At 67.0% G+C, this 16282-nt stretch carries 21 protein-coding genes; 11 read left to right on the top strand and 10 right to left on the bottom strand.

The annotated features are described in order from the left end of the window. The first annotated feature begins 416 nt into the window (after positions 1-416). The 7 genes from N4G70_RS36090 to N4G70_RS36060 all read left to right on the top strand — a co-directional run bounded on the left by N4G70_RS36090 (position 417) and on the right by N4G70_RS36060 (position 6384). Positions 417-599, top strand: a complete 183-nt coding sequence (locus N4G70_RS36090; RefSeq protein WP_261717016.1) for a hypothetical protein — start codon at positions 417-419, stop codon at positions 597-599. 11 nt (positions 600-610) lie between these two features. Continuing rightward, positions 611-769: a hypothetical protein gene (locus N4G70_RS36085; RefSeq protein WP_261717015.1), complete on the top strand. Its 159-nt coding sequence runs from the start codon at positions 611-613 to the stop codon at positions 767-769. Positions 770-1224: 455 nt separating this feature from the next. After that, positions 1225-3777, top strand: coding sequence for a DnaB-like helicase C-terminal domain-containing protein (locus N4G70_RS36080; protein WP_261717014.1), 2553 nt, complete (start codon positions 1225-1227; stop codon positions 3775-3777). Further along, positions 3777-4349 (top strand): hypothetical protein, encoded by a 573-nt coding sequence (locus tag N4G70_RS36075; protein ID WP_261717013.1) that lies wholly within the window; start codon positions 3777-3779, stop codon positions 4347-4349. Before N4G70_RS36080 ends, N4G70_RS36075 begins: the two co-directional genes overlap by 1 nt. Before the next feature lie 69 nt (positions 4350-4418). Continuing rightward, the gene (locus tag N4G70_RS36070) at positions 4419-4925 is read left to right on the top strand and encodes an HD domain-containing protein (protein WP_261717012.1); all 507 of its coding nucleotides are present in this window, start codon (positions 4419-4421) and stop codon (positions 4923-4925) included. Between the two features lie 177 nt (positions 4926-5102). After that, positions 5103-5786, top strand: a complete 684-nt coding sequence (locus N4G70_RS36065; RefSeq protein ID WP_261717011.1) for a hypothetical protein — start codon at positions 5103-5105, stop codon at positions 5784-5786. Between the two features lie 271 nt (positions 5787-6057). Further along, complete coding sequence (locus N4G70_RS36060; protein WP_261717010.1) at positions 6058-6384, top strand: hypothetical protein; 327 nt, start codon at positions 6058-6060, stop codon at positions 6382-6384. Positions 6385-6519: 135 nt separating this feature from the next. On the opposite strand, the gene N4G70_RS36055 is transcribed toward N4G70_RS36060, so the two are convergent. Next, complete coding sequence (locus tag N4G70_RS36055; protein WP_261717009.1) at positions 6520-6924, bottom strand: hypothetical protein; 405 nt, start codon at positions 6922-6924, stop codon at positions 6520-6522. A gap of 460 nt (positions 6925-7384) precedes the next feature. Between N4G70_RS36055 and N4G70_RS36050 the strand changes: the two genes are divergently transcribed. Beyond that, complete coding sequence (locus N4G70_RS36050) at positions 7385-7906, top strand: hypothetical protein (RefSeq protein WP_261717008.1); 522 nt, start codon at positions 7385-7387, stop codon at positions 7904-7906. A gap of 176 nt (positions 7907-8082) precedes the next feature. On the opposite strand, the gene N4G70_RS36045 is transcribed toward N4G70_RS36050, so the two are convergent. The 5 genes from N4G70_RS36045 to N4G70_RS36025 all read right to left on the bottom strand — a co-directional run bounded on the left by N4G70_RS36045 (position 8083) and on the right by N4G70_RS36025 (position 11366). Further along, the gene (locus N4G70_RS36045) at positions 8083-9537 is read right to left on the bottom strand and encodes a hypothetical protein (RefSeq protein WP_261717007.1); all 1455 of its coding nucleotides are present in this window, start codon (positions 9535-9537) and stop codon (positions 8083-8085) included. A 61-nt stretch (positions 9538-9598) separates the two neighbouring features. Beyond that, positions 9599-10027, bottom strand: coding sequence for a hypothetical protein (locus N4G70_RS36040; protein WP_261717006.1), 429 nt, complete (start codon positions 10025-10027; stop codon positions 9599-9601). Beyond that, positions 10027-10194 carry a hypothetical protein gene (locus N4G70_RS36035; protein WP_261717005.1) on the bottom strand — a complete coding sequence of 56 codons (168 nt, stop codon included), beginning with the start codon at positions 10192-10194 and terminating at the stop codon, positions 10027-10029. Before N4G70_RS36035 ends, N4G70_RS36040 begins: the two co-directional genes overlap by 1 nt. 96 nt (positions 10195-10290) lie before the next feature. Then, positions 10291-10833, bottom strand: coding sequence for a hypothetical protein (locus N4G70_RS36030; RefSeq protein WP_261717004.1), 543 nt, complete (start codon positions 10831-10833; stop codon positions 10291-10293). Then, the gene (locus N4G70_RS36025; protein WP_261717003.1) at positions 10830-11366 is read right to left on the bottom strand and encodes a hypothetical protein; all 537 of its coding nucleotides are present in this window, start codon (positions 11364-11366) and stop codon (positions 10830-10832) included. Before N4G70_RS36025 ends, N4G70_RS36030 begins: the two co-directional genes overlap by 4 nt. Before the next feature lie 316 nt (positions 11367-11682). Here N4G70_RS36025 and N4G70_RS36020 point away from each other — a divergent pair, with 316 nt between their 5' ends. Together N4G70_RS36020 and N4G70_RS36015 are read left to right on the top strand one after the other, a co-directional pair. Then, positions 11683-11943 (top strand): hypothetical protein, encoded by a 261-nt coding sequence (locus tag N4G70_RS36020; protein WP_261717002.1) that lies wholly within the window; start codon positions 11683-11685, stop codon positions 11941-11943. A 63-nt stretch (positions 11944-12006) separates the two neighbouring features. Next, the gene (locus tag N4G70_RS36015) at positions 12007-12216 is read left to right on the top strand and encodes a hypothetical protein (RefSeq protein ID WP_261717001.1); all 210 of its coding nucleotides are present in this window, start codon (positions 12007-12009) and stop codon (positions 12214-12216) included. Positions 12217-12235: 19 nt separating this feature from the next. Here N4G70_RS36015 and N4G70_RS36010 read toward each other — a convergent pair whose 3' ends face one another. Then, positions 12236-12856, bottom strand: coding sequence for a hypothetical protein (locus tag N4G70_RS36010; RefSeq protein WP_261717000.1), 621 nt, complete (start codon positions 12854-12856; stop codon positions 12236-12238). A 229-nt stretch (positions 12857-13085) separates the two neighbouring features. On the opposite strand from N4G70_RS36010, the gene N4G70_RS36005 reads away from it, so the two are divergent. Further along, positions 13086-13640: a hypothetical protein gene (locus N4G70_RS36005; protein WP_261716999.1), complete on the top strand. Its 555-nt coding sequence runs from the start codon at positions 13086-13088 to the stop codon at positions 13638-13640. 404 nt (positions 13641-14044) lie between these two features. On the opposite strand, the gene N4G70_RS36000 is transcribed toward N4G70_RS36005, so the two are convergent. The 3 genes from N4G70_RS36000 to N4G70_RS35990 are packed head-to-tail and all read right to left on the bottom strand — an operon-like array spanning position 14045 to position 15482. Next, positions 14045-14254 carry a hypothetical protein gene (locus N4G70_RS36000; protein ID WP_261716998.1) on the bottom strand — a complete coding sequence of 70 codons (210 nt, stop codon included), beginning with the start codon at positions 14252-14254 and terminating at the stop codon, positions 14045-14047. A gap of 50 nt (positions 14255-14304) precedes the next feature. After that, complete coding sequence (locus tag N4G70_RS35995; RefSeq protein ID WP_261716997.1) at positions 14305-14778, bottom strand: helix-turn-helix domain-containing protein; 474 nt, start codon at positions 14776-14778, stop codon at positions 14305-14307. Beyond that, positions 14775-15482 (bottom strand): hypothetical protein, encoded by a 708-nt coding sequence (locus N4G70_RS35990; protein ID WP_261716996.1) that lies wholly within the window; start codon positions 15480-15482, stop codon positions 14775-14777. Before N4G70_RS35990 ends, N4G70_RS35995 begins: the two co-directional genes overlap by 4 nt. Positions 15483-16282: the final 800 nt, after the last annotated feature.

Below are 16282 nucleotides of genomic sequence, written 5' to 3'. Positions count from 1 at the left end.
CGGCAAACCACTTTCACCTGCGCGGAAATCGCCCTCCCCCGTCGTCATGCCGCACATCGCCCAGCGCCTCAGGCCGAGCCATCATGCAGAGCCATTTACACGGCCAACCATCCGAGCCGAGCCACTAGACAACGGAGTCCTTGGCGACTTCGGCCATCGAGGCCCGGGTCCGAGCGTAGGGCGGTAAGGTGCGGGCAGTGGCCGTCGCATCGGCCCAAGCCAGTGGCCCGGCCCATGACCGGGGCGCATGACGGCAGAGGTGCCCGCGGGCCCCGTACAACGGGGTCCGGACTGTGAGCATCAGTGCGAGGCGAACATCAACTCCCAACGGCCGTACAGCTGTTGAAGCCTTCCCCATGCTGCTCTTCGTCGCGCGCATCGGGTCATGGGGCCGGGGCGCGGGAAGCGAGAGCCGTATGACCAAGAGCCACGGCCGCAAGAGCCGGGCGAGGAAGACGAGCCGGGACAGAGGAGCGGCGTTCGCCTCCGCCAACGCCGGCACCCTCCATCAGCACAGCAGCGGCCCGTCGGCCGCGGACCTGCAGCCGGCCGACCCCAAGCGGTGGGGCGTGGACACGGCGCCGGACATGCGGACCTGATCGGCGCGTGTATGGACCAGTGCGCGCCGTGCCAGCAGTCACTGGCGGACAAGCTCCTCGACGAGGAAGCTGTCGTCCTCGCGATATTGGCCGGATCCGTCTACACCCTGCACGCCGAGAGTGAGCCGGACGCAAGCGCCCAGGCATCCCGGGCCACGCAGGCCTTCTGAGGCCGCCGTGCAGCAACTGCAGCACAGGGAACTGCTGATGAGCGACTACCGGGGCGAGCCTCCACGACGTCCTGCAGCGCTTCGCGGAGTCCTCCGACGCAGCGAAGGACCTCGCGGGTGCGCTCCACGGCAGACTGAATACGGCCTACTCCGCAATCGGACGCGTCGCGTACAGGGAGAAGCCCGTGGAGCAGGATTCGGCGACGGAACGCTGAGCCCGCCGGTTCGGCGGGTGTGATCGTTTGCGGATGGTGGGGAGCGGAGGCCGGGGCCGGTGGTCCCGGCCTTCCTGCTGTCCGCTCCAGATCGGTTGCGACCCTCCGATCCGTCAACCCACACACCGCAGACAGGGATAGTGAGTGAGATTGTGCGAAAACATAGTGACTTCTCAATTAGATTGGGTGAATCCTGCTATGGTGGTGGGTGGTTGAGGTTGAGTGCGCAAGGAGGGGTGAGTGAGTCAGTCACCACAAGCAGAGGGCGCGATCAACGCGACCACGGCACGGAACAAGCTGTACGCGCTGGTGAAGCTCGTCGAAGAGGAGGGGCGCGCCACGGTGATCACCAAGCACAAGGTGCGCGCTCTGCTGGCGCCGCTCGACCGGTTCCCGGCAGCCCGGAAGACCGACGCCTTCCCGGCTCACGTGCTCAGTACAGCCCAGAGGGACTTCGGCGACCTCGTCACACTGGCGGCCCATGGCCAACCGCAGGTTCTCTTGCGGAACACCACGCCTGTCGCGGTGCTGCTCCCCGCCGACTCCCCTCCTGATGCCCTCTCGTCCGACATGGCCGCGCACACCGGCGCGGCGACCGCAGGAGGTGCGGTGAACAGCCAAGGCAGCGACCGCGGCAGCACGCCCCGCAGGCTCGCCACGCTCGGCGACGCCATCAGTTCCGTACTCACCGACGACGTTGGCCCCACCTTCGGGCTGCCGGGCCTGGACGCGGCAACAGGCGGTCTGCAACGGGGCAAACTGACGCTTGTGGCAGCTCGCCCGAGCGTCGGCGGAAGCCTGCTGGGTCTGGCGGCCGCACGGAAGACGGCGCTGGTCGACCACGACATGGTCCTGTACGCGGCCTCGGGCCCGAACCGGGACGACATCTTCCGCCGGATCATCTCCGCCGAGACCGGCGGCGAATACGCGCGCCTGAAGCAGGGCCGCCTTACCGAACATGAGCAGGAAGTCGCCCGTCGGCTCGTCCAGGCCGGCGACCTCCTGATGATCGATGACGGCAGCAACCTGACCGCCGAGGACATCAGGGAAACCGCCCCGCACATGGAGGGCCTAGCCCTCGTCGTCGTAGACCGCTTGCAGGCCGCCCACAGCGCCCGCCTGCCACTGTCCGGGGACCGTCTCCCAGACGCCTCCCAGGTACTGGCTACCCTCGCGCGCGCGCTGCACGTACCGGTGCTCGCCATCGTGGACAGTGACGATCCCGCACTCCTGGGTCTCCTGGACGCCGACGTCACAGTGACGCTCTCGCCGACCGAGGACCCTGCCAAGGTCCAGGTGACGGTCGGGGAGCGCGACTTCGGAACGATCGGCTCGGCATACTTGCAGCCTGATCTAATCCACGCCCGCTTCCTTGACGCCGGGGCCGCCCCCCGCGGCCGCGCCGACTGCCCGGCAGGCCCGGTGCTCTCGGCGGCCGCTGGTGCAACGGCGGCGCTGGAACTGGCCGAGGCCGCCCTTCCCTACACCTCCGGCGGGTGCCGGGGGATTCCCGCCGCCCTCACCCACGAGCTCGCGGCATGGCGGACCGCGGTCAAGGGCGGCGACCAAGACGCCCTGAAGGAGATCCTGCCGTCGCTGCTCCAGGCCGCCGCGGCAGGGGAGATGCCGGACACACATGAGGGGGCCCGCCTCGCCGCCGCGCTGCGGCCCTACGGCACGCCCGTGTCCCCCGACCTCGCCGCAAGCGCCGGTCAGACCGCTGCTGCCAGTGCCTCTGTCCACGTCCCGGCGGACAGCGGACAGGCCCAGGGCGACGTAGCGGAGGACGAGGAAGACGGCGCGGACTGGCTGAAGCCGGGCGACGAGGAGGACGAGCCCGAGGGGCACGTCTTCCCCGCTCTGAAGATCCTCAAGGAGGCGGTCGGCCGCTCGAAAATGCACCCGATCCCCGTCATCCGCAAGGAAGAACGCGACAGCGGCCCCTGGCCACTGATCAGCGAACATATGGACGGCGAGCCCCGCTGGGTCCACCCCGACGTCACCGCCACACGCGTTCCCCACATCCGGGCGAACGGCAAGCGCGTCCGGCGCGACCAACTCGACGTGCCCGACTCGTTCGGCGCGGGTGTGCTGTGCCTGATCGACCGCAACGGCAGCTTCCCCTCCGCCTGTTCAGGCGTCCCCCTCGCCCCGAACAAGCTCCTACACACCGGCCCGCTCGACGCGTACGACAAAACGAAGGCCGGCATCTATCTCATCGACATCCCGGAGTGGACCCGCACTGACATGCCGCACCCCCTGGGGCGGATCATCGACCGTCCCGACGAGGACGGCCGGGTGTGGGTCACCACCCCCCACATCAAGCAGCTGGAGAAGCTCGTCCGGGAGAAGCACCTCGACGCCATGCCGACCATCTACGACTCCTGGACCGGGAAGTACAACGAGTCCCTCTTCAAGCCCTTCTACGAGGCCACCCGCAAAGCACGGACCGAGCTCGTCCAGGTCGGCGGAGACCCCTACAAGGCCTACAAGACCCGGCTGTCCATCGCGCTGCGCCTGCTGTGGCCCAAGCGCCCCTCCCAGAGGTCCCCATTCTGGCGGCCAGACTGGCGCATGAGCATGGTCGCGGAGGCGTCCGTCCGCCACTGGAGCGTGGCTTTCAGGGCCGTCGAGGAAGGCCACCGGCTCCTCGCGCTGCGCAACGTCGACGCGGCCGTGTTCTGGGCGCCGGACGGCACCGCGCCCGACACCTACCGGATCGGGACCGGCTTCGGCGAAGTGAAGGCCAAGTTCGTCCAGCCCGGACAGATGATCCCCGAAGGTGACGACTGATGGCCGGCCCCACAGGCCGCGGTGGCTCCCTGGGCGCCGCCCTCAACGACCTCCTGCGCGCCCGCGTCACCCCCCGCCACCGGCTGTCGTCGTACAACGCCAAGCACTGGCACGCCCAGCTCAGTCAGCTCACCGCGACCCACCGCGGGCATCAGGCGCTGGAGGACGCCGGTCTCCATGTGACGACGAAGACTCTGGTCAACTGGCTGTCCGATGCGGAGTACAACGTCCGCCGCAGCTACCTGGACATCATCCACACCGCGTATGAAAACGTTGCCATCGTTCCCGCCGACCCGATTCCTGACCACATCAAGCGGGGCCAGTACGAGATCAGCGGCGTCGTCAAAACCGGGGACGACGTACGTACTCGCGGCACCGTGGACGCCAACCCCCTGCGTATCGACGGCAGCCGAGGTAACTGGGACCAGATCGAGGAACTCTGGCTCGCCGGCGAACTTACCGACGACGAGTTCGAGGACCACTTCATCGATGACGTCATCGTCGAGGACATCGGCGAAGGCACCGACGGCTGGGAGTTCCCGGGCGCCGCGTACTCCGTCGAACTCAGGTAACAACGACGTCCGTTGGGACAGGCAAGCGCCAGACCCGGCGAGACCCGGCGAAAGACCGAAGGAGTAGAAGTGATCTCTGTTGGTGAAGTCGATGCTCTGGCGGTCAACGCGCATGCCGGCCAGGAAGACAAGATCGGCGTGCCCTACATCGAGCACGTCCGGGCGGTGGCCGCAGGGCTCGCTCCTTTCGGCGATGAGCTCGTTATGGCTGGCCTCCTGCATGACATCCTGGAAGACACCGACTGGACCGCTGAGCGTCTGCGCGAGACTGGCGTTCCTGGTCGCGTCGTTGAGATCGTCGAAGCGGTGACCAACCAGCCTGGGATGCCCTATGAGGAGAAGATCCGCCTCATCACAGCAGACCCTGCGGCAACGCTCCTGAAGATTTCCGACAACGCACACAACTCCCATCCCGACCGGGTGGCAAAGCTTCCCGCCGATAAGCGGGAGCGCCTGGCCGCGAAGTATCGCTCCGCGCGTGCCGCCCTCTGGCCCGGGGCGAAGCGTGACGACATCAAGTCCATCGTCTGCATCGTCAACCCGTCGCTGCTCACAGAGTTGAACGTCCACGTCTGACGGCACTGCTGATGGCGACCTTTGAAGCAGAGGTTGGGACGCCTTTGGGTCCCGGGGAGCACAACATCCCGTAACCGTCCGGGCTGACGTTCCGTTGATGCGGCGGGGCGGCGCTTCGTCGCTCCGCCGCATGCGGCCCCGCGGGGGCACGTCGCACCAACGAATCGAGGACCGACGGTGAGCGAGGTGTCTGTGAACACCGAAGGCGACAGCCTGAAGGACGTCGCAATGAATCTGCTGGCTGCCTTCCAGGCTCTGGGGGCCGAACACCAGGCCCTGGCCGCCGAGGAGCAGGAAACCACGGCTGCGGAACGCCGCGGAACCGTCCGCCGGATGGTCCAGTCGATCACGTACGCGGCCCGTACCGTTGCCGAATCAGTGGAGCAGGTCGCCACCATCTACGGGCTGCGCGCGTTCGGCATCAGCCAGCAAAGGGCCAAGGATGCCGACGGGGCCAATTACAGCGCGCTGCTCTCCATCGGCGACGCGGAAGAGCTGCTCTACGAGACGGCCGCATATGTCCAGGCCGCCGCACAGCGCCTGGGGGAGGCATATCAGCCGACGAAGAAGCATCCGGGTCTGGCTCGCGCCCGGCGGCCCCAGGAGATGCGGACCGTGCTGACGAAGCTCGGTGCAGCGCTCACCGCGCTGAGCGCCGAGGTGGTTGAACGCAACCTGACAGACGACGCTGGCGAGTTCGACCGGTGCATCGCGTTCCTCGTTACGCTCGAAGAGCGAGTATGCCGAGTCGTGCCCGCCCAGGCCTCGGGGCCTAGTGCCGAGGACGTGACCGCCGCCATCCTTGCGGACCCAGAGATCGCCCGTGCAGCGGCCGCGGCACTGGAGCGGGCCGGCGCGTAGCCCGTGTTGCCCCGGCCACACGCCATCCTGCCCCGCTCGTCCCGTGACGCTGCTCGAGGGCTGTCGCACCCTCGCTGAAATGTCAGTGCGCGGTGCGACGATGACAGGGCAGTGTGGTCTCGATCTACCTGCGGGCGCAGGCTGCTCCAGCTCGTAGCCGGGCCGAGCACGCGTACGGCCCCCTGACTTCACTTGAGTTCTAGTGGTCGTCGCAACACCCCAGCTCAGGGGATGCGGGGGTCGGCCGCCTGTCCGGCGAATGCCCAGGTGAGTGACCCAGTTCGAGACGCCGTTCGAAGCCGTCCGCATACTGTCCTGTATGCCTTCTCTACTGGACGTTCTGCAGTCCCTTGACGATCAGCCCCGTGAAGCCACCATCTTCGCGGCCAGGCCCTGGGCTGCCACCTCGGACGCCGCCGTGAGAATGGACGACGAACCGCCGCACGGCCTTGCGTACCTGCTCGAAGTCGAGTTGGCCCAGGGCGTCCTCGACGTGTGGTCATCCTGGCGTGAGGGAACGAAGCCGACCCCTGAACAGAAGTGTCAAGCCGTCATCCACTACGCCGAGCATGACTCATACATGGACACGCATCACTGATGCATCACAAGCTCCGCAGATGCGCCAGAGGTTAAGTAACAAGCTCAGAAGCTGTGCCATATCCCATGATCTGTGACGTCCTGTCACTTTCCCGTGGTGAGAAGCCGTTCCGCTTCCTAGTGAGGCCTGCTCCAGCTACCCGGCGCCCTGACGCTCCTCCAGGAGGCTGAGGAGGTTCACATGGTGCAGGTCCAGGTCTTCCACAGCGTGTTTCCTACTGGCCGCAATCATGGACTCCGTCGGGTAGTTCGGGAGCGTGGACGTGCTCCATGCCGTGGTCACGCGGTCCAGCACGGCCAGAATCTGGCCCAGGATGTATTCAGCCTGCATGTCCCACGGCCATGTCGACACGATGAACAACGCGACTTTGAGTGCCCCGAGCTTGCGCTGTACATCGTCCGTAGACGCGTCGGAGCCAAGGGATCGTTCCTGGGCCTCGCTGCGCAGGTGGTCGGCGTGCATCGTGGCTTCGATGCCTTCTTCCCGAAGACGATGAGCCAGAGCCACACAGGCGTCGATGTCGACGGTGTGGGCGGTCACGAGAGCACCCAGAGCCCCTGAACATTCGGATGCTAGACGGAGCCTGTTAGGGGGCATGGCGGAATCCTTCCCTTCCAGAAACGCCTTCCGCCACCGCTTCCGAGAACACCGGCCGGGTAAGGGGGACGGCTTCTCACCACGGGCAAGTGTCAGAACGTCACAGATCATGGGATATGGCACAGCTTCTCAAAGTTGGAGGTGCGAGTTCATTCGTTTGTGGCCCTGTCGGATGCAACGTGTTGACGGGGAGCCGAGCTGAACCGGGATCGCGAAGGCGACGGGCCGACCGGGGCGACGAAGATGCCGGAGCTTCTCGCGAGACCCGCGCTGGCGGCCGGCTCGCCGGTCTTCCGCACCATCAAGATCGAGGTGCAGAAGTGGCAACACACAAGCGCCCGGATCCCCGAGGATGGACCGGGGCCCTTGCTCACAGGGCCGAGGGACTGGCCGGAGGAGAAGCATGAGCGGAGAGCATCTGATTTCCGATGACGAGACTCGTCAGTTCGCAGAGGGGTTCTTGGCAGCTTCTCCGTGGCTGGGCGATGCCGAGTGGAAGAACATCGTGACCGGTCCGAATGCTGGCTATCTTGCTGCCTTCGACGGCACCTTCCCTGCCGGCGCAGTCCTCACCGAGGGGCAAAAGTGGTCCTGGCGTGTGTCGTTCTCCGATCCCACAGGGACGAAGCAATCTCTCTCCCATGAGACGGTCCTCAAAGAACTAAGTGACATCGTCTATGGGGATCACACGGGTTCCGAGGGCTTTCGCTACATGCGCATCCAGCAGTGGTTCACCGAGCCGACTCAGGCTCGACGGGCCATCCAACTCTCCTCGTCAGATCACCCGGCGATCTGTCAGTGCGCCCTGTACGGCAAGACCGTTTTCCCCGCGGGAGAGACAGAAAAGATCTTCGGCAAGAAGCTGGACCTGTTCGAGGACCAGCGGCAAGACGGTGACCAAGCCACGGATGAACTCAACGCCTGACCGAGCTTCACCCAGGACGGAACAGGTGTCCACCTCGACGATAGCGCGGGCGCTCCGGCGTTCTTGACCGAGACGGGCTCCCGAAATCGAAAGCAGAATGGCCACGAACTCACACAGGCAGACTGTTATGACGGGCTGCCTGCAGCGGGTTCGTGGCCGTTTTGGGTGTTCTGGACTCAGCGGGGCACTGCGTCGAGATAGCGCTTGATGCCGGACGCCAGGCGAAGCTTGTCCGGGGTGCCCGAGAACTCTCGAATCGCCTGGAGGAGTTCCCGCTCCGGCCGTCCGGTGATCTTGACGTCGAGCACGTTCAGGAGCTCGTCCCACTTCGTCCGAGACAGAGGACGCTGCAACTGGCTTGAGATCTCCGCGTTGGCGAACGACCGGAGGGCAAGTGATGCCTGTTGCGGGTCGAATCGGCCGATCAGGTCGAGGTAGATCGGGTCGGCCGCGAACACCTCACCGTTGCCGTTGGTGAGGAACACCGTGACCACGGTCTTGACGTACTGGCGGACAAGGTTGGTGGGCACAGACCCGTGCTGTCCCACAAGTTCGGCGAGGCGCCGGGCTACTCGCGGTTCGTTGTAAAAGTTGTTCATGGCGAGGTGCACGTCCATGAGCTCCTCGATCGCCTCTGCCATCTCCGAGACCTTGACCGCCTCGGGGAGGTAACTGCTGCCCTGGGCAAGGTCGATGAGCTGGCGAGCGAGGGCGGCCTGCGCATGGTCGGCGTCGGCCAGGAAGCGTCCGAGGCGGGTGCCGGCCCAGAAGCGGGTGTCGTCGGAGATGTAGGGCCAGAGCTTCGGCCAGAGGTCGCGGATGTTGTCGAGTGTGTGCGGCTCGGCGCCGATGGCGGTGTAGACCCCGAAGAGTCCGATGGCCAGGGTGTCCGCCTTCTCGGTCGGAAGCTCCTTGAAGAACACCGCCGTCTGCGCCAGGTAGGCACTGTCCAGCCTCGCGGCCTGGACGTTGACGACCAGCTTCTTGATCTCGGCGACGACATTGTTGTGCGGGAGGGTGATGACCTCCCGGATGCACGTCTCCAGCCAGTCGGCGAGCTGGAGGCCCGTCAGCGACACCTGGTTGGGGTGGGCCGCGCTGGCATAGTTGCGCATGAACCGGATGTGGTCGACCTGGTGATAGCCGACATCACTGATGAGCCCGATCTCACGGGCTCCGCTGAGGAGCTTGGAGTCGTCGAGCTTGACCAGGTCGTCGGCGGTCTTCAGCTCCTTGCGACGGTTCTCGCTCTTCTCCGCGACGGCATAGAAGTAGGAAAGGTCGTAGCCGATCACGCGCTTCCGCAGCTCGATGACCGTCTCGTCCCAGAGGTAGTTGAGTGCCGCGTCGAACAATCCAACAGAGCCCGCCATGATCATCTTTGCAATGTATGCCGACCGCGCCCGCTGTTCATCGTCCAGGCCGGCGAGGGCGTGCTCGGTGGTTTGCAGCAGGGCATGCCGCTGGTTTAGGGCGACCAGGACGTCCTCGGTCGGCAGTCCCAGGCCGCCGAGGCGGGTCAGGATCAGGTCCTGGAAGTTCCGGAGGCCGTCAAGAGCGACCTGGCCCGGGTCGCGTCGTACGACTTCTCCGGATGCGCTGGCAGCAGGCAGCGACTCACTCTCTGTCATGCCGAAAGGGTAGGTCCCGGGTGGTCACGCCGTCTCCGGATTTCGACTGGTCTGCGGTTGATCATGCCTGGAGTGGATCGACTCGCTTGTCCGGCTGGGCGGCGGCGGGGAGAACGGACAGCTTCCGGTCGCCGATGCGCTTCTTCAGGGCCTGGTTTTCGCTGTAGAGGTTCACGGTCACCGTGGCGAGGGCGTCGAGCTTGCCGTGCAGTTCGGTGATCTCGGACTTGCTCGCTCGTAGTTGTTTGCGGAGCTCGGCGATCGTCTCGTCGCGGGCAACCTCGCCGGGGGTGCGGAGGACGGGCCGGGTGACCTGGTTGTCCCATTCGGCGAGGACGTCCTCGGCACGATGGACGGTCGCGTGGCTGACCTGCGCCTCGCGGGCAAGGTTCTCCTTGGTGAGGGCTCCGTCGGCGTGGAGAGGTTCGCTGGCCAGCAGTCCGGCCATGGCTTCGCGGAGCTTGGTCGCGGTCTTGGCGGACACCGGCATCAGGGGATGACTCCTTCGTGCTGAAGTGCTCGGGTGATGCGCTGGACGTCGGCAAGGCGGATCAGGACCATCTCGCGGCCGGGCGGCGACAGGGTGGGGTCATTGGCCCTGGTCGCCAGGTCGTCTTCCTCGGCAATCCAGATGGGAGCGTGGCCTCGCGTGATCACGGAGTTTCGGCAGCGGTCGGGCTGGCAGGCGCTGATCAGCGGGCAGTTCGTTCTGGCACTCGGCCTGTGAGGCGTCGAACATGCCCCCCACTGTCACTACCGGCCCGACGCGGCGGACGGCCCCTGCTGAACGGCCACTTCACGCAGCGCCGCGGCGGTCAGCGCGATGACGCCGGCGATCGCGCGCGGATCGTCACGCAGCTCGTAGACGATGTCGAGCATCCGCTCCCGGCCGGCGCGGCCGTGCGGGACCTCGTCGAGCACCCTCTGGATGGCCGCCCGGGCACGGTCGGTCGCGGCGATCTGGTCCTCGACGTTGCGCAGCTCCTCCTCAAGGCCTGTACCGAACAGGGCCCGCAGTTCCTGGGCGGCGGTCAGGACGGTGAGCGCGTCGGCGTCCTTCGGCACCAACTGGTCGAGGTCCGGGACTGCGTCAGGTGTGCGCAGGTGGTCCGGGCAGTCCTCGAACACGACGACGGCCAGGCAGAACTGCATCACGTGCAGAGCGTGGAAGGCCGAGAATGCCTTGGCGTGCGCGGCGAGCACCGGCAATCCGGTCAGCAGGGAGGCGTCGGGCTGCTCCTGGGCCAGGGAGAACTCGGCAGCGCGCTGCTGCACGATCGTCCAGTACAAGTTCACCGGTAGTCCTCGTCCCACTCGTCCTCGCCGTACCGGCCGTCTTCCTGAGCTTCGGCTTCGGCGGCCCAGCGTGCCTCGTCGGCCGCGTCGAGCGCATACTCCAGACTCCGCTCCTCCTCCGGGTCGTACGGCTCGGCGGCATCGTCGGCCATCTGAGCCCAGTACGCGGCTTCCTCCTCCGCCTCGTGTACGGCACGCTGTTCCGGGGTGAGGGAGGCCAGCCACGCCTCGTGCCGGGCGCGTTCGGCGGCTTCCCGGGCCCGGAAGTATCCCGCCCAGATATGGGACGGATGGTGGGCCTCAAGGGAGCAGTAGCCCCATCCACCATCGTGCTGGAGGTGGTCGGCCGGCCGAACGCAGCGTCCGCCGTCGAGGGGATGGGCCAGGCCGGAGCACACCAGGACGAGGGCCGCCCCGGGCTTCGAGCGGGGTGCGCCGCGCAGTTCGGCGAGGACGTCGGGGTATCGGCGGCCGGTGGTCCGGGCGAGGTCCCGGGCTCGGCGCTTGAGGTGGTCGCTGCCGGTCTTGGTCACGGTCGTCTCCACAGCGGGATCCCACGCTTCCCGCCGGACGTCGCGTGAGGTGCGTCGCTGCCGGACAGGGGTCTCGAATGGTGCTGCGCGGGACCCGGGTGCGGTCCTTGTCCGGCGGCGCTGCCCCTGTGCGGCGTGGGCGCGGGGCGGCAGCGGAAACGGCGGTTCGCGGCATGCCGTTGTGGTGCGAGACCCACGGTAGCGGGTCCCAGCGCCGCCCGGGCACTCGTGACAGCTTTCGGCCCCACGAACGAGCGCAACGGCCAGCGCGCGCCGGATAGGGTCGGCACGACGCCTTCGAACGCCGGGAGTTGCCGTGGACCATCACGTCGAGCGCGGCCAGATCTACCGTTCCCCGCGGGCCCGCCCCGGTCGAGCCGCCGTCGACGCAGGACACCGACGCGGTACGGGCGGCGCCGGCCGGGGCGGCCGGAAAGCTGCGGCCTCGCTGCTCGTCGCCGTCTTCCGGCTGACGGAGCAGGATGCCCGGGCCCAGCGCACGGAGGGCGCGAAGTCGTGGCTGCTCGCAGGCCGCGAGGGTTCGCACGAGGCCGCGTCGCGGGACCAGTTGGCCTAGGGCATCGGCTGCGACCTGGCCGAGAAGCCGAAGCGCTACGACGCGGCTGCCGTCGCCGTGCTGATGCGGGTGATCGAAGGCTGGGTCACGGGCCCGGACCGGTACGTCGAGGTCGCTGCCAACGTCGCCTGGCTGTTCAGCGGTGTCGCCGACGAAGCGGACGGCTGGGCGGCAGTCGCCGACCAGTACCTGCAGCGCGACGCGCGGGTCGGCGCGCCGGATCGTCGAGGCCAGCTGTATCTGGTGTCGCAGAGCCGCACCTTCTTCGCATAGCCCGGTGCCCCGGGGGCCTTCACCAGCGCGGGTCGACGTCGGAGTCGGCTCCGATGGTCCAGGTGTGCTCGAGGGCCGCCCTCTGCATCTCGGTGACGATTCTGCGTGCCTCGTCTTCGGTGGTCACGCCCCGCAGGCCCGCCAGCATCCACAGCGGTAGCGCGGCGTGGTCGGCCCAGTCCGGCAGCCCCGGCCAGTAGTCGTTGAGGGCGGCCCTGGCGGCGCGGAAGGCGTCGGTGATGACTCGTTGGTCCTCGTCCTCCAGGTGCCAGGGGCGGCGGGCGGCTACCAGGATGAAGGCGTCGAGGAGTCGCCAGCCGTCGGGGGCATCGCTGGGTTGGACGGTGGCGGGCGGCGGCACGACGTACACGTTGAAGAAGGCGGGGTACCGCTGCCCGTCGCGCTGGACCTCGCGGGCGCTGCGCGCGACGAGCGCGCCGAACAGGGACTCCATGGTGGCGCCGGGCTGCAGCCCTGGGTCGGGTTCAGCCGGGATCGCGGAACTTAGCAGGAAGGCGGTAGTGGCGACGGTGGGCTCGGCGCCAGAGGTGTCGACTGTGCGTGCGGCCCGGGCACGGTAGGCGCCGCTGGCGTTCATGTGGGCGCGGGCGGCACGATCGCGGGCGCGGTTCCTCGACATGCGGTGTCACTCCATGCTGGTACGCCCCACGCGCGTACCGCTCAGAGCGGAACGCTGGTCTCGCACGATGCGTCAGAGACGACTTGCCGGGAGTTGGGGGCCTGGCGTGGGCCTGTGGCCCCCTCACGGATACCTGGCGGTCGTGCACCGCCGAGCGTCATCCTACGTGCCGCCCCATAGCACCCGTCGCATCTCGTCGCTGTCAGACGCCGGCGCTATGGTCCCCCCTATGCCGATACCGCTGCAGACCCTTGCCTTGCACTTCGAATCTGACGTAGCCCAGGCCACCGCCGAAGATCTCGATTGGTTCTGCTGTGACCCCCGCCTGCCCGATGCCCGTGTGGCGCTGCCTTGGGGGCCCGGCGTCTATGTGTGGTGCGAGCGGCTGACGCAGGCGGTGCTGTACGTCGGCAAGGCGTCGGGACAGTTGGGGCTACGAAGCCGTCTCGGGCAGGAACTGCGGTGGATTGGCGATGGTCATGACATCGTCGCGGCCGGTGCCGATCCTGCCTACCTGGCGGACAACTGGGAGTCCTTCAGCCGCGTGATGGTGGCCCGCGACGGCGTGGTGTGGTGCGCCCCCACCGAGAACGCGGCTGCCGCACAGCAGTGGGAACGCAATCTGCTGCAGCAGGCGATCCGGGAGACGCAGGTGGTGCCCATCGTGAACGGCGGCGCGTGGTGGAACCGGTCCGTCTTCTGGGCGGAGGCACGGTTTTGGGCGCAGGCAGCGGCCGGCCGTAGAGCCGAGCGGCGCCGGGCAGCGCTGGCGCAAGCGGTCTAGGCCGGGGTGACGCGGTGAGCTGTTCCTGCTCCACCGTAAACGGTTACGGAGTGGGCCGCGGAATGCACACCCCGGCGGCATTCGGGCGCCGGGGCCCCAGCGTCGAGACTCGGTGCCCCGCAGGGGATGCCCGCATTGGCGGCATCGCACCACTGGCCGCTACCGGCTGACGGGTACCGGCAGGATGGTCGGCCTCACTGCTCACCAGCGGCCTGCGGGCTGCGGCGATGCAGACGGCGATCATGACCGCGTCCGGGCAGTCGCTGGGTAAGGCACGCATGCGTTCCGGGGGATCACGAAGGTGCGCACCCAGCGGGGTGGTTCGGTTAGCCGCGGAGCCCTGGCCGGCCGCTCTATCCGGCGGAGGCCGGGGCCGAAGCCGCGGCGCGCGGCGAGCTCGTCGGTCACTGGCCACCGTCCGGCGTCTCGACGAACAGGGTGCCGTCGAGCACGGCAAGGCGCAACTGGGCACGGGGCGGGACCGGCTCGGCGCCGGGCAGGGGCCAGTCGTCCGCAGAAAGCCCGTGCCTGACGCCCGAACCCCGTCCCAGGTCGTGTTCTCCAACTCCGCCGCGAAGCAGCTGGACGCCATCACCAGCGAAGCTGAGCTCCATGCCCTAGACGCGCCCTGGGCGTCACCCCCATCGACCCCCACGTCGGCGAGTTAGCCGACAGCGTGCAGCGAACCGCGCCTCTTGGCGGCTGTGGCCTTCTTGGCTGCGGCGGCGGCTGCCCGCTTCTTGCGCTGCTCGGCGAGCTGGTCCTGGTAAGCGGCGACGGCCCGGTGGTAATCCGCTACATAGTTCTTGCTGTCCAGGCGGTCCGCCTTGGGCATGGCCTTGACGGCGTCCAGAGCCTCTTCTGGGGTGTTGTAGCCGGCCAGCATCTGATTGATCTGGTAGACGCCGTTGCGGACCTTCTTGACGAGCTTGGCCAATTCCAGTTCCCGCATTGCGGCGTTCACGCTGGGGCGGCTGAGCCCGAGCAATTCACCGAGGGTGGCCTGGTCCATCGCGATGCGGCCGCCGGCCTCGCTGCGCGCCCGTAGCTTCAGCAGCGCACGGTAGGCGGCGGGCGGCAGGTCCAGGTCCGCGAGAAGACCGTCGGCGTTGGTAGCCGACCACTTCAAGGTACTCACTGGGCTGATCCCTCCTCCTGGCGCTGCGCACGGGCCAGCCGGCGTGCAGCGCGGTCCTCGGCCCGCTTCTTGCGCATTTCCTCGATCGTCTCGCGCATGTGCTCCAGCGACGGAAACCGCACCAGATCCGGCAGGCTCTCGTCCCTACGGATCTTCGCGATGGTCTTGTCCTGGTCGACCTGCACGTACTCGGCTTCGACCAGCTCCGTGCCCGGGATGAACTCAGCTACACGGTACGAGTAGGGCGGGTTGAACTGGTAGACGCCGCGGCGCACCTTGAAAGCGATGCCATGGCTCATGATCTCTTGCAACGCCTCGTTGATCCTCGCGCGGGGCACGTCCAAGACCGTCGCCATCTCCTCCTGCGTCAACCTGATCTGACCGCCGGCCTTCTGACAGGCAATCATCAACAGAATCAGCCGCAGCGGCAAGGCCTCGCGGAAGTACTGCGCGATCAGGAAGAAGAACTCCAGCGAATCCATGGAGAACGCCTTGGGGCGCTCCGCGGTGTCGTAGAACTCCAGCGGCTTGCGTTCGCTGCTCAGCGACAGTTTACGACGCGGGTAACGACGAGCGACCGAGTCAAGGTCCTCTACCGGCTCCACCGGCTTGGACCACGCCTGGAGGTCATCATCGTGGGGCAGTTCAGTACGGCGCGGAGCGCGCTTCGGTGCGGGCCGACGACGCTGTGGCTCGGGTGTCACGCGGCTGTCTCCACTTCGCTGATCTTGGATGACAGCAGTATGTCAGCCACGCCGACATATATGTCGGCGTGGCTGACATTCCGGCGTGTTGTGTCCCTTCAGGGGGGACACAACACCTCCGCTCAGCCGCCACGGACCCCCCAGCGGAGGGCCGTAGCGAAACGTCGGCCTGGCTGACATTTTGTCCCTGAAACTGTCGGCCTCGCTGACATTGAGGTCGCGATGTGACTACCCAGGAGGTACACATCGTCTGCGGTATGTACCTCCTGGGGGGACAGACCGCAGAACGTGCACGTCGCTGACCAGCAGGTATTCGGGTCTGCGTAAGTATTAGTCGGCTGAGGTCGACTAGCAGGTGCGGGCCAGTCCACACGTGGCTGAGGCGGCTTCGCGTGTGGGCCCACGGACCAGTGCAGACCCTAGGTGACGTCAGTGGCTCTGAGTCTCGGGTGATCCCGGCCCTGACGATCAAACCAAGGAAGCGTGGCTGGTGCCCGTGGGCGGTTCCGCCGCCCGGCCCGAGGGGCCGTTCGGCTTCGCTGCCTCCGCACGCCGGAGCTTCAACTTCCTTGTCTCCCGGGTACTGTTCTGTGACTAAGCTAGGTAAACAGATACTGATACGGTGTCAGAACTGCTATTTGGGAGGGAAGTTGAGGTGGCCCCTTCACCCCACCAAAGGAATGTTTCATCGTTCGTTCCGGAGGAACGTAAAACGGCTTCTTCTGTTCGTTCCGGAGGAACGCAGTTGGGGAATAGGCCGGAGGCCTATTCCCCAATTCCCCGCCGGAGGCGGGGAATTC

Source organism: Streptomyces sp. ASQP_92, assembly GCF_025399895.1.
In the GTDB taxonomy this organism is placed as follows: domain Bacteria; phylum Actinomycetota; class Actinomycetes; order Streptomycetales; family Streptomycetaceae; genus Streptomyces.
The sequence above is the reverse complement of the archived record's forward strand: the minus strand, read 5'-3'. Positions and strand labels throughout refer to the sequence as shown.